The following is an 11,664-nucleotide window of genomic DNA, read 5'->3' on the forward strand; positions in this document are numbered from 1 at the left end:
TCCTGTGATCGTCGGCGGGGCAGGTTGCGAAATTCGGTTCAGAGTGCTGAATGCGGAGCGGCTTGGCAATCATGCTGATTCGCGTTGTGGTGTTCTGATTCTGGACGGCTTCGCGCAAGAAGCAAGGGCGGCAGCACACCGGCTATCCAGTGTGCTGACGGGATCATTGCGCTGTTTGGGCTTTGGTTTGTTCGGCCAGGGCAATCGGTTTGAAATCGTAGGTGGGATAGAACTCGGTTCGGTAACTGCCCCACGCGGTGTTTTCCAGTGCGAGGTTGACTTCGGCCAGGCGCGATGCCGGGAAGCGCACGGTGACCACTTGGCCGATGCCCATCATGATGTTCCAGCTCACCACTTCCACCCCGGCCGGGGGAAAGGTTTTATAGAACCCCTGTTGCGCGAGCTGGGCCTTGAGTTCGCTCAGCGGTCGCGACTGATCGTGTTTCAGGAACACGGTCAACATCATCGCGTTGTCTGCTGTAGCGACAGCATCCTTGACCGGCGGGGTGGCAGCTTGCGCACTGACGCCTGCGCAATAGGCCGAGGAGATCAATAGCGTCGACATCAGCAATGCTTTCATTGTTTTTTGCATGGTGGACTCCTGGTTTATTGTTGGGTGGCGGACTTTGTCTGGACCGTTCCGATATAAGGCGCAAGAACAACGTAGATCCGTACAGGCGGATTCTCATTGCGCATGTCGCGTGGCACTTCCCGGGAATAAAGAAATAACCACCACCGCCGTTGTTGTATTTTGATTCGCCCGTGTCGGTGTGGAAGAACTCATAACGATTGCGTTCGGGATCCCATGTCGAAATTCCCACTACGCCCGGGTAATTCGCTTTGCGTTCTTTGATTCCCTGAACTCAATGCCAGAAAAATATAGGCCCGTAGTTGTGAATTGTTCAATGGCTGAGTATTCGCTTGTAACAAAGAGTTGTTATTTTGCCTTGCGTAACGTTTTGTTCGATTTGTTTTTGCTGGTTTAGGTTGTAGGAGTTATCTGAAATCCCGAAATGAATTTAATTCGGGATGGGCGTTAGATGAAATCAATGCCCAGAACTATGGGCAGTCGTCGGTTATTGACTTCGGTGAACGCGGATCAACATTAAACATCCTTGTAGGAACGCCGATGCAGTTACAAATGCTGCATTGACGTAACCGCACTACAGTGCAGCGACGTCAATTCGCAGGGCGGCGGGTCAGAACGTCACGTCGGCACTGTTGATCAACCGGGCGAAGGCAGCGCCGAGGGTTGCGTTGTGGTGATCGATGATCGCCTGCGCAGCGAGCGCGGGGGTGTCCATGCACGTGTGAGCGTCGGCCACGAGCACGGGTTTGAAACCGAGGTCGGCAGCGGCGCGGCAGGTGCTGTCGATGCAGAACTGGCTTTTCATTCCGACGATATAGAGGTCATTGATCTGCGCCGATTCGAGTCGGCGCGCCAGGTCCGTGCCGTGGAAAGCATTGGGGCGGGATTTGTTGAAGAGGGTATCGACTTCTGCATCCAGCTCCAGTGCCGGCAGCAATTGCCAGAATGGGCTGCCCGCAGCAATCGGCGAACCTTCCGGCCCGGTGTGGCGCACGGCGAAGATTGGCACGTGTTGTTGGCGAGCCAGAGCAATCAGGCGTTGGATATTGGCGAGGAGGCGTTCGCCGTCATGGGGTTGTTCCGGGCCATGGAACAGACCGACCTGCATATCGATGATCAACAGTGCTGCGGACATGGTGTTTCTCCTTGAGTGACTCACTGGTTTGCAACAGCAGCCGCACGGACGGGAGAAACAACAAGGCCCCGTCCATTGCTGGCGGGGCCTTGGGTTTGCTGCGCGGGTTTTACCTCATGCACAAACACCACGACCCGCCGGTGGCGGTCGTGGTGGTACGGGTGAGGTGCAGCGCGCAAACGTTCATGTGGCCGATGATGCGGGGGCCCGTGGCGGGCTGTCAACTGGCGTATTGGGCGATGCCGTTGCCGAACGACCAGTTCTCTTTTTTGACCTCAACCAGATTGATGAACACGTCCTCCAGACGAATGCCCAGATGGGTGTTCAGGTTCTGGGCGATGGCCTGGTACAGGGGCTTTTTTCTGCTCCAGGGTCCGGCCTTCATTGAGGGTGATCTGGATGATCACCAACTGATCGGTGCGCTGGATGCCCAGATATTGCGGGTCGAAGATGAAATGCTCGCCGTCGTGTTCGTTGAGGACCTGGAAGTTATCGTACTCCGGGACGTTGATGGCGCTGCGCATGGCGGCGTAGATCTGCTCGCCGATGCGTTTGGCGAAGGTGGGATCGGCGTGTTTTTTGATTTCGACGCGGACGAGGGGCATGGGCAGAGACTCCGTGGGGGCAGGGGACTCCTCTCACGCTAGAGCATGTCGGCCAAATTGAAAGTGTGGAGTGATGAATTCGCCGCTGTTTTTGTATGAGGCTGCCTACAATTTTCGCGGATTTTGCCTACGAACTTGGCAGATGCATCTGCTATCGGAATGGTGATGAACGCGAAATCATGTGGGCACAAAGCAGCCCGGGCAATGACTGCCAATCGCCAAGGAAGGCAAATGCTTCAAAACAATCGAGAACACCTGGAACTCGAAAGGCTCCGAAATGAAACACGCAAACTCATCGCCGAAAGAAAAAAACTTCTGGCGGAAGAAAAGAAGCTAAGCAGGGAAACGTATTTATATCCGCTCGCCGTATTAGGTGCCCTGGTGACTGCAATCACTGCGGTAGCAAGTGTTTTTTTCAAGTTTTGAGTGTTTTTGTTTCACCACCGTCAGACCCATAAGCCAAAAAGGAAAAACGTACATGAACACCTATGACCTCAAAGCCAGAATGGAAGAACTGGAACGTGAGCACGATGAGTGGGAAGAAAGAATGCGTATTAAAAACAAGGGCGATATTTACCCAATCCTGGGAATGTTGGCGTTCGGCCTGTTTTGCATGTCGCTCGGATTTCTCCTGGCTCGATCGATCTGATCAAGTCCTGTCGTTCGAATTGGCGTTGAAACTTGCCGGAAAACGACATCTCGCGTATCCGCAGCCGACAGGATTTTTCCCGAAAACGACAACCCGCTGATCTGCTCCGTACAACCATTCCTCAGCTAAGTCTTTGCTTCTGCTCATTTATCGCGGAGAATCGCGCCCCTGTTTCGGCCGGAGCATGTCTGTCGGTTTTTTCCGACGCGTCCTGACCGAGTGGCAAGTGACCGGAATGCGGAGATCCGACCGGATGAATGATCAGGCCAATAGCGTCGACGAACGCTATGAAGCGGCAGCACCAGCTGAACTGTCGAGCTGGAATCGCCATGACACCACGTGGATGTTGGGACTGTTCGGGACGGCCATTGGCGCCGGTACCCTGTTTTTGCCGATCAACGCCGGTCTGGGTGGCTTCTGGCCGCTGGTGATCCTCGCGCTGCTGGCCTTCCCGATGACCTTCTTCGCCCACCGAGGCCTGACCCGCTTCGTACTCTCCGGTCGCGAAGGCGCGGACATCACCGATGTGGTCGAGCAGCATTTCGGCATCAAGGCCGGCGCGCTGATCACCTTGCTGTACTTCTTCGCCATTTTCCCGATCCTGCTGATCTACAGCGTCGGTCTGACCAACACGGTCGCCAGTTTCCTCGACCATCAACTGCACATCACGCCGCCACCGCGCGCGCTGCTGTCGTTCGTGCTGATCCTCGGCCTGCTGGCCGTTGTGCGTTGCGGCGAGCAGGTGATCGTCAAGGCGATGAGCCTGATGGTGTACCCGTTCATCGTTGCGTTGCTGTTCCTCGCGGTGTACCTGATTCCGCACTGGAATGGCGGCATTCTCACCACCGCTTCGCAAGTACCGGCGCCGTCGGCGCTGCTGCACACGCTGTGGCTGGCGATTCCGGTGATGGTGTTCTCGTTCAACCACTCGCCGATCATCTCGGCGTTTGCGGTGGACCAGAAGCGTCGTTACGGGGTCAACGCTGACCAGCGCAGCTCGCAGATCCTGTGCCGCGCCCACCTGCTGATGGTGGTGATGGTGCTGTTCTTCGTCTTCAGTTGCGTGCTGACCCTGTCGCCGGAACAACTGGCCGAAGCCAAGGCGCAGAACCTGTCGATCCTGTCGTACCTGGCCAACCACTTCAGCAATCCGACCATCGCTTTCGCGGCGCCGTTGATTGCGTTCGTGGCAATCTCCAAGTCGTTCCTCGGCCACTACATCGGTGCCAGCGAAGGCCTCAAGGGCCTGATCGTCAAGAGCGGCAAGCGTCCGGGCGCCAAGGCGCTGGATCGCATCGTGGCGGCGTTCATGCTGGTGGTGTGCTGGATCGTCGCGACCCTGAACCCGAGCATCCTCGGCATGATCGAGACCATCGGTGGCCCGGTGATCGCCGCGATTCTGTTCCTGATGCCGATGTACGCCATCCGTAAAGTCCCGGCGATGGCACGCTATCGCGGTCAGGCGTCGAACGTGTTTGTCACCGCCGTAGGTCTGGTGGCGATTTCGGCGTTGATTTATTCGCTGACGGCGTAAGCCAAAGCTCCAGATACTCAGCTACAGTGGCCGCTGTGCGTGATGCGCACAGCGGCTTTTTTTCGTCTGGAGACAGTGGATTGTCGAGCGCGCCCCAACCTGTAGAACCACCCAATCGCTGGCAGGACATCCTCGCCGGTCTGTCGATTGCTGGTCTGTTGTTGCCCGAAGCAGTCGCTTATTCCACCATCGCCGCGCTGGCGCCCCAGGCCGGGGTGATCGCCTTGTTTGCCGGGTTACTCTGTTATGGGCTGTTTGGCACCAGCCGTTTTGCGATTGTTTCGGCCACTTCTTCCTCGGCGGCGGTGTTGGCGGCGGCGACTGCAACCCTGGCCAATGGCGATCCGCAGCTGCGTTCTACGCTGGCCATCGGGCTGGTATTGGTCAGCGGTGGGTTGTTCTTGCTGGCCGGAGTATTCCGCTTGGGCACTGTCACGTCGTTTATCGCCAAGCCGGTGCTGCGTGGGTTTGCCTTCGGCTTGGCCCTGACCATCATCCTCAAGCAGGTCGCCAGCGTGGTCGGCGTGCATCTGACCGACGCCAATCTGGTGCGCTTCGCCCCGCAATTACTCGAACAACTGCCGCAATGGAACTGGCCGGCGGCGGCTGTCGCAGCGGTGGCGTTGCTGCTGTTGGGACTGTTTTCGCGCTTTCCACGGGTCCCCGGTGGTTTGCTGGTGGTGGTGATCGGCATTGTCGCCGGGCAATGGCTGAACCTGCCGGCTCATGGCGTGAGCATGATCGGTTTAATCGACCTGAGCCTTGAAGTGCCGAGCCTGCCGGTGTTGCCGTTTGCCGACTGGCTGCGGCTGGGTGAGGTCGGGTTCGCGCTGGTAATGATTCTGTACGCCGAGTCTTACGGTTCGATCAGCTCTTACGCGCTTAAGCACGGTGATCGTGTGACCTCCAACCGTGATCTGCTGGCGCTGGGTGCCTCGAATCTGTTGTCGGGATTGTTCCATGGCATGCCGGCGGGGGCCGGGTATTCGGCAACGTCGGCGAACGAGGCTGCCGGGGCGACTTCCCGCTGGGCCGGTGGGGTGGCGGCGCTGGTGGTACTGGTGATCGTGCTGACGGTACTGCCGTGGATCGCTCTGACGCCGGAGCCGATTCTGGCGGCCATCGTGATTCATGCGCTGGCGCGGGGCTTGAGTCTGCAGCCGCTGGGGCGCTATTTCGTCTGGCGCCGGGATCGGGTGCTGGTGCTGTGCGCGGTGGGGGCGGTGCTGGTACTGGGCATTCTCGACGGGTTGCTGGTGTCGGTGGCCATCAGCGTGCTGCTGATGCTCAAACAGATGTCGGCGGCGGACATTCAGGTGCTCGGGCGGATCGACGGCGGGCATGATTTTGTCGATCTGCAACGTCATCCAACGGCGACAACCGAGCCGGGAGTGTTGATTGTGCGGCCCAGTGAGGCGTTGTTCTTTGCCAACGTCGAGCGGATTCTCGGTGCAGCGTTGCGCCTGATTCGCCATTCGGAGGCGCCGGTGCACACGGTGATCCTGAGTCTGGAGGAAACCCCGGACCTGGACGGCACCAGCATCGAGGCGATGCAGGAGTTTTTCCTGCGGGTGCATCAGGAAGGCAAACGGTTGATTCTGGCGCGGCTCAAGCATGAGGCACTGGCGGTGCTGGAGGCGTTGCCTGAAGTGCAAGCAAATGGCGTGACGCTTAGCGGGCTGAGCGTTGATGGCGCGGTCCGGCAAGCCCTCAAACTCAACACTTAACCCCCGGTATTCCAAGGCATAAAAAAACGCCGCGCATCTCACGATGGGCGGCGTTTTCTATTGCTTTGTAACGTTAGGCTTGAACGACCGGAATCTTGGCGTTCGCAGCTGCTTCACGGAACTCGGCGATCTGGTCGAAGGACAGGTAGCGGTAGACATCGGCCGCCATGCTGTCGATCTTGCCAGCGTATTCCATGTACTCCTCGACGGTCGGCAGGCGACCCAGGATCGAAGCCACGGACGCCAGCTCGGCCGAAGCCAGGTAGACGTTCGCGCCGTCGCCCAGACGGTTCGGGAAGTTACGGGTCGAAGTCGAGACCACGGTGCTGTTCGGCTCAACGCGTGCCTGGTTACCCATGCACAGCGAGCAGCCTGGCATTTCCATGCGCGCGCCGGCCTTGCCGTAGATGCCGTAGTAGCCTTCTTCGGTCAGTTGGTGAGCGTCCATCTTGGTCGGCGGCGACAGCCACAGACGGGTAGGCAGCTGACCCTTGACCTGATCCAGCAGTTTACCGGCAGCGCGGAAGTGACCGATGTTGGTCATGCACGAACCGATGAACACTTCGTCGATCTTCTCGCCAGCAACGCTGGACAGCAGACGGGCGTCGTCCGGATCGTTCGGTGCGCACAGTACCGGCTCGTTGATGTCGGCCAGATCGATTTCGATGACTTCGGCGTATTCGGCGTCGGCATCGGCTTCCATCAGCTCAGGGTTGGCGATCCAGGCTTCCATCGCTTGCGCGCGACGTTCCAGGGTACGTGCATCGCCGTAGCCTTCGCCGATCATCCAGCGCAGCAGGGTGATGTTGGACTGCAGGTACTCGGTGATCGACTCTTTCGACAGCTTGATGGTGCAACCGGCAGCCGAACGTTCGGCCGAGGCGTCGGACAGTTCGAACGCCTGCTCCAGTGTCAGACCTTCCAGGCCTTCGATTTCCAGGATGCGGCCGGAGAAGGCGTTTTTCTTGCCTTTCTTCTCGACGGTCAGCAGACCGTTCTGGATGGCGAAGTAAGGAATGGCATGAACCAGGTCACGCAGGGTGATGCCAGGTTTCATTTTGCCTTTGAAGCGCACCAGGATCGATTCCGGCATGTCCAGCGGCATGACGCCGGTGGCAGCGGCGAACGCGACCAGGCCGGAACCGGCCGGGAACGAGATGCCCATCGGGAAACGGGTGTGCGAGTCACCACCGGTACCCACGGTGTCCGGCAGCAGCATGCGGTTCAGCCACGAGTGGATGATGCCGTCGCCAGGACGCAGGGAAACGCCGCCGCGGGTCATGATGAAGTCAGGCAGGGTGTGGTGGGTGGTCACGTCGATCGGCTTCGGATACGCCGCGGTGTGGCAGAAAGACTGCATCACCAGGTCAGCGGAGAAGCCCAGGCACGCCAGGTCTTTCAGTTCGTCACGGGTCATTGGACCGGTGGTGTCCTGAGAGCCCACGGTGGTCATCTTCGGTTCGCAGTAGGTGCCAGGACGAACGCCTTGGCCTTCTGCCAGACCGCAAGCCTTGCCGACCATTTTCTGCGCCAGGGTGAAGCCCTTGGTGCTTTCAGCCGGTGCTTCAGGCTTCTTGAACAGATCGAATGCTGGCAGACCCAGTTCGGCGCGAGCCTTCTCGGTCAGGCCACGGCCGATAATCAGCGGAATACGACCGCCGGCACGGACTTCGTCCAGCAGCACAGGGGTCTTCATTTCGAAGGTGGTGATGACTTCGTCGGTACCGTGCTTGCAGACTTTGCCTGCGTGCGGGTACAGGTCGATCACGTCGCCCATGTTCATGTTCGACACGTCGAACTCGATTGGCAGTGCGCCGGCATCTTCCATGGTGTTGTAGAAGATCGGAGCGATTTTGCTGCCGAAGCAGAAACCGCCAGCGCGCTTGTTCGGCACGTAAGGGATGTCGTCGCCGAAGAACCACAGGACCGAGTTGGTCGCGGATTTACGCGAGGAACCGGTACCGACCACGTCACCGACGTAGGCGATCGGGAAGCCTTGGCCGCGCATCTCTTCGATCTGCTTCATCGGGCCGGTCTTGCCTTGCTCGTCCGGAACGATGCCGTCACGAGCCATTTTCAGCATGGCCAGGGCGTGCAGCGGGATATCAGGACGCGACCAGGCGTCTGGCGCAGGGGACAGGTCGTCGGTGTTGGTTTCGCCGGTGACCTTGAACACGCGCAGGCTGATCTTGTCGGCCAGTACCGGGCGCTTCTTGAACCACTCGCCGTCAGCCCAGGATTGCAGCACGGCTTTGGCGTGAACGTTGCCGTTCTTGGCTTTTTCAGCCACGTCGTGGAAGGCATCGAACATCAGCAGGGTGTGCTTGAGTTCTTCGGCAGCCACTGGCGCCAGTTCGGCGTTGTCCAGCAGTTCAACCAGGGTCACGATGTTGTAGCCGCCCTGCATGGTGCCGAGCAGTTCTACAGCGCGCTTCTTGTCCAGCAGAGGGGAGGAGACTTCGCCTTTGGCCAGGGCCGACAGGAAACCGGCTTTGACGTAAGCGGCTTCGTCCACGCCTGGTGGTACGCGATTGGTGATCAGGTCAACGAGGAAAGCTTCTTCGCCAGCCGGAGGATTCTTCAGCAGCTCGACCAGGCCTGCAGTTTGTTCGGCGTTAAGCGGCTGGGGAACGATACCCAGGGCTGCACGCTCTTCGATATGTTTGCGGTAGGCTTCAAGCACAGTTATTACCCTCATCAGTGGTCCCAAATGGGTGTCCGGGACGCTCGTCGCGAAATGCTCGTACTCATGCGCTGCGCGGCGTTGTGGGCCGCTTAGCCAGAATTACCGACCATTCCTTACAGAAGCTGCTTTCAAAGTTTTACGCCTGCAGAACGGGGAGCTGATGAGGGTTGGCGTTGGGCTTTTCCCCGCTGGAAAAACCCTTCGCCAACACCGCTCTGAAGGAACGACTGTGCTCGTGACGCTTTGAAAACAGCTTCTAACGGACATTGGCGCCTTAAAAGGCTGGCTGATTCTACGGCAAAAAAAATTTAAAGGTAAGTCGCGCTCTATTGGACTTTGGTGGCGTTGTGCGCAGGTGAGGCAAACCGCGAGCCAGCGCTTGCCCCTGACGTTTGAGGGGTGATCAATGCCCGACAAAGGGCTAACATGCCGGCCTGTTCCGCGTTTCAGTGTTTTGCCAATTTATGCCCAATCAGACCATCAAGACCCCCTGCGTCGGCCTCTGCTCCACTGTTTACGGAGACCTGGTGTGCCGTGGCTGCAAGCGTTTCCACCACGAAGTGATCCACTGGAATGGTTACGGCGAGGAGGAAAAGCGTGCGGTGTGGTTGCGGCTGGAGCAATTGCTGTCACAAGTGATGGCCAGCAAGGTCGAGATCTTCGATCCGGCGCGTCTGCGCCTGCAACTGGAACAGCGCAAGATCCGCTTCGTGCCGCATCAGTCGGAATATTGCTGGGCCTATCAGCTGATTGCTCGCGGGGCGCGGGTGATCATTAATCTGGAAGCCTACGGGATGGTGTTGCTGCCGGAGTTCCGCGACTGGAACCTGCCGGAGTTGCGCGATGCCATTGATCGGGAATTCTTCCTGCTGTCGGAAGCGCATTATCAGCGTTACATCGCTCCCGGTTTCCTCAAGGACGCCTTCGGCGCCTGAAGATCAAAAGCTTCGCGAGCAAGCCCGCTCCCACAGGGATTTTGTGTTCGACATCAATCCACTGTGGGAGCGGGCTTGCTCGCGAAGAGGCCGTTTCAGGCACCGCAACGCTTAATGCTTCACCGCCAACTCCACCAGATGATCCTCAACCTCCTGCGGCTTGAGCACCAGCACATCGCTTTCCAGCGCATCCAGCACCACTTCGGCGGTATTGCCGATCAATGCGCCTGACAACCCGGTTCGCGCCACGGTGCCGATCACCGTCACCGCCGCCTGCAGCTTGTGCGCCATGAACGGAATCAGCACGTCCGCCGGGCCTTCCTCGATGTGCAGATGCTCGTCATCCACATCGAATTCAGCCTGAAACGCCTTGCACTGCTCGCGGTACTTCGCCTCGATCGTCGACTTGAGTTGGAACACCGGATCCGCCGAGGACAGCATCGGCGACGGATGGGCCGTGATGACATGCAGATGCCCCTTGGCGAGGCTCGCGATGTCGTAGCCGTGATCGATGATCGTGGTGTGCAAATGCCGGTGCTCGCCATCGGCATTGCCGACATCGACGGCCGCCAGAATCACCCGGTCTTTCCACGGTGTGCTGGTTTTCACCAGCAGTACCGGGGTCGGGCAGTGCCGCAGCAGTTTCCAGTCGGCCGGGGTCAGCAGGGCTTTTTTCAGGGCGCTGTCGGGGAAGTGCTGTTTGACCACCAGTCCGCAGCCTTCGGCCTGCTGCACATCGATGATGGTTTCGTGCAGGCTCTCGTTCCACGCCTGTTCGGTGGTCACGCTGTAGCCATCGGCGATCAGCGCGGCTTTGAGTACACCGAGCATGGCCGCGTGGTCGTGCTTGCGGTCGCACACCAGCAGGTGCAGATGGGCCTGCGTCACACCGGCGATCAACTTGGCGCGCTTGAGCGCCAGGCTTTCCGAATGTTCGGGGTCGATGACCACCAGAATGCTGCGAATGGCTTGCATGAGCGGAGTCTCCAGCAAAGAAAAGGCACGGCGTAGCACAACTATAGTTGCTGCTCATGTGCCTGCGACTTGATGCATATCAACGCCTGCGACTGGTGGTCTGCGGGCAGGCCGGTATAATCGGCGGCCTTTGCTCGTACACCTTTTACCGTGAGCCCCATGATCCTTCCCGAAATCCACGAATTCCTTGGCTGCCGCACGCCTGACGCCTGGGTCCAGGCGGCACTGGCCGATCAGGAAACCCTGCTGATCGACCACAAGAACTGCGAGTTCAAGGCCGCCAGCACCGCGCTGAGCCTGATAGCCAAGTACCATTCCCACGTCGACCTGATCAACATGATGTCGCGTCTGGCCCGGGAAGAACTGGTGCACCACGAACAAGTCATGCGCATCATGAAGCGCCGCAAGATCGAGCTGCGCCAGCTGCACGCCGGGCGTTACGCGTCGAGTCTGCGCAAAGTGGTGCGCAGTCACGAACCAGTGAAACTGGTGGATACGCTGGTGGTCGGTGCATTTATCGAAGCGCGCAGTTGCGAGCGTTTCGAAGCACTGGTGCCGCATCTCGACGAAGAACTCGGCAAGTTCTATTTCGGCCTGTTGAAAAGCGAGGCGCGGCATTTTCAGGGTTATCTGAAACTGGCTTACCAGTACGGCGACGCGAAGGACATCGCTCAGGTGATCGACAAGGTGCGTGCTGCCGAGCAGGAGCTGATCGAGTCGCCGGATGAAGAGTTCCGCTTTCACAGTGGTGTGCCGGCTGCGGCCTGAGACACAAACTGTTAAAAACTCTTAAGAGTATGAAATATCACCGAAAACCGGCCCCTGCGGC

The 11,664-nt window shown here is 58.8% G+C and carries 10 protein-coding genes and 2 pseudogenes; 6 read left to right on the plus strand and 6 right to left on the minus strand.

What is annotated here, in order from left to right:
- Positions 1 to 163: 163 nt before the first annotated feature.
- The 4 genes and pseudogenes from M0814_RS07010 to M0814_RS07025 form a co-directional block, all read right to left on the minus strand.
- The gene (locus tag M0814_RS07010) at positions 164 to 592 is read right to left on the minus strand and encodes a hypothetical protein (protein ID WP_103484406.1); all 429 of its coding nucleotides are present in this window, start codon (positions 590 to 592) and stop codon (positions 164 to 166) included.
- Between the two features lie 14 nt (positions 593 to 606).
- A pseudogene (locus M0814_RS07015) lies at positions 607 to 842 on the minus strand (DUF4822 domain-containing protein); the annotation flags it as partial.
- Between the two features lie 357 nt (positions 843 to 1,199).
- Complete coding sequence (locus tag M0814_RS07020) at positions 1,200 to 1,724, minus strand: cysteine hydrolase family protein (protein ID WP_103484405.1); 525 nt, start codon at positions 1,722 to 1,724, stop codon at positions 1,200 to 1,202.
- A 220-nt stretch (positions 1,725 to 1,944) separates the two neighbouring features.
- Positions 1,945 to 2,329: pseudogene (locus M0814_RS07025) on the minus strand (tautomerase family protein).
- 231 nt (positions 2,330 to 2,560) lie between these two features.
- On the opposite strand from M0814_RS07025, the gene M0814_RS07030 reads away from it, so the two are divergent.
- The 4 genes from M0814_RS07030 to M0814_RS07045 all read left to right on the plus strand — a co-directional run bounded on the left by M0814_RS07030 (position 2,561) and on the right by M0814_RS07045 (position 6,239).
- On the plus strand, positions 2,561 to 2,755 hold the full coding sequence (locus M0814_RS07030; RefSeq protein ID WP_103484404.1) for a hypothetical protein: 195 nt from the start codon (positions 2,561 to 2,563) through the stop codon (positions 2,753 to 2,755).
- Positions 2,756 to 2,807: 52 nt separating this feature from the next.
- Positions 2,808 to 2,978, plus strand: a complete 171-nt coding sequence (locus M0814_RS07035) for a hypothetical protein (RefSeq protein WP_177434681.1) — start codon at positions 2,808 to 2,810, stop codon at positions 2,976 to 2,978.
- 253 nt (positions 2,979 to 3,231) lie between these two features.
- A complete protein-coding gene (locus M0814_RS07040) occupies positions 3,232 to 4,512 on the plus strand; it encodes an HAAAP family serine/threonine permease (protein ID WP_003224089.1) in 1,281 nt (426 codons plus the stop codon).
- A gap of 80 nt (positions 4,513 to 4,592) precedes the next feature.
- The gene (locus tag M0814_RS07045; protein ID WP_112997795.1) at positions 4,593 to 6,239 is read left to right on the plus strand and encodes a SulP family inorganic anion transporter; all 1,647 of its coding nucleotides are present in this window, start codon (positions 4,593 to 4,595) and stop codon (positions 6,237 to 6,239) included.
- Between the two features lie 73 nt (positions 6,240 to 6,312).
- On the opposite strand, the gene acnB is transcribed toward M0814_RS07045, so the two are convergent.
- On the minus strand, positions 6,313 to 8,922 hold the full coding sequence (gene acnB, locus M0814_RS07050) for a bifunctional aconitate hydratase 2/2-methylisocitrate dehydratase (RefSeq protein ID WP_045122402.1): 2,610 nt from the start codon (positions 8,920 to 8,922) through the stop codon (positions 6,313 to 6,315).
- A 467-nt stretch (positions 8,923 to 9,389) separates the two neighbouring features.
- Here acnB and M0814_RS07055 point away from each other — a divergent pair, with 467 nt between their 5' ends.
- Complete coding sequence (locus M0814_RS07055) at positions 9,390 to 9,860, plus strand: DUF1289 domain-containing protein (RefSeq protein WP_003224096.1); 471 nt, start codon at positions 9,390 to 9,392, stop codon at positions 9,858 to 9,860.
- A 111-nt stretch (positions 9,861 to 9,971) separates the two neighbouring features.
- Here the strand turns inward: M0814_RS07055 and M0814_RS07060 are convergent, their stop codons facing one another.
- Positions 9,972 to 10,835: a universal stress protein gene (locus tag M0814_RS07060; protein ID WP_103486529.1), complete on the minus strand. Its 864-nt coding sequence runs from the start codon at positions 10,833 to 10,835 to the stop codon at positions 9,972 to 9,974.
- Between the two features lie 159 nt (positions 10,836 to 10,994).
- Between M0814_RS07060 and miaE the strand changes: the two genes are divergently transcribed.
- Positions 10,995 to 11,603 (plus strand): tRNA isopentenyl-2-thiomethyl-A-37 hydroxylase MiaE, encoded by a 609-nt coding sequence (gene miaE, locus M0814_RS07065; RefSeq protein ID WP_003224098.1) that lies wholly within the window; start codon positions 10,995 to 10,997, stop codon positions 11,601 to 11,603.
- Positions 11,604 to 11,664: the final 61 nt, after the last annotated feature.

Source organism: Pseudomonas sp. MWU12-2020, assembly GCF_023100605.1.
Taxonomy (GTDB): domain Bacteria; phylum Pseudomonadota; class Gammaproteobacteria; order Pseudomonadales; family Pseudomonadaceae; genus Aquipseudomonas; species Aquipseudomonas fluorescens_H.

Excerpts from the sequence above, each read along its gene's own strand:
- M0814_RS07010 (WP_103484406.1), bottom strand. The coding sequence starts at position 592 with ATGCAAAAAACAATGAAAGCATTGCTGATGTCGACGCTATTGATCTCC.
- M0814_RS07020 (WP_103484405.1), bottom strand. The coding sequence starts at position 1,724 with ATGTCCGCAGCACTGTTGATCATCGATATGCAGGTCGGTCTGTTCCAT.
- M0814_RS07030 (WP_103484404.1), top strand. The coding sequence starts at position 2,561 with ATGCTTCAAAACAATCGAGAACACCTGGAACTCGAAAGGCTCCGAAAT.
- M0814_RS07035 (WP_177434681.1), top strand. The coding sequence starts at position 2,808 with ATGAACACCTATGACCTCAAAGCCAGAATGGAAGAACTGGAACGTGAG.
- M0814_RS07040 (WP_003224089.1), top strand. The coding sequence starts at position 3,232 with ATGAATGATCAGGCCAATAGCGTCGACGAACGCTATGAAGCGGCAGCA.
- M0814_RS07055 (WP_003224096.1), top strand. The coding sequence starts at position 9,390 with ATGCCCAATCAGACCATCAAGACCCCCTGCGTCGGCCTCTGCTCCACT.
- M0814_RS07060 (WP_103486529.1), bottom strand. The coding sequence starts at position 10,835 with ATGCAAGCCATTCGCAGCATTCTGGTGGTCATCGACCCCGAACATTCG.
- miaE (WP_003224098.1), top strand. The coding sequence starts at position 10,995 with ATGATCCTTCCCGAAATCCACGAATTCCTTGGCTGCCGCACGCCTGAC.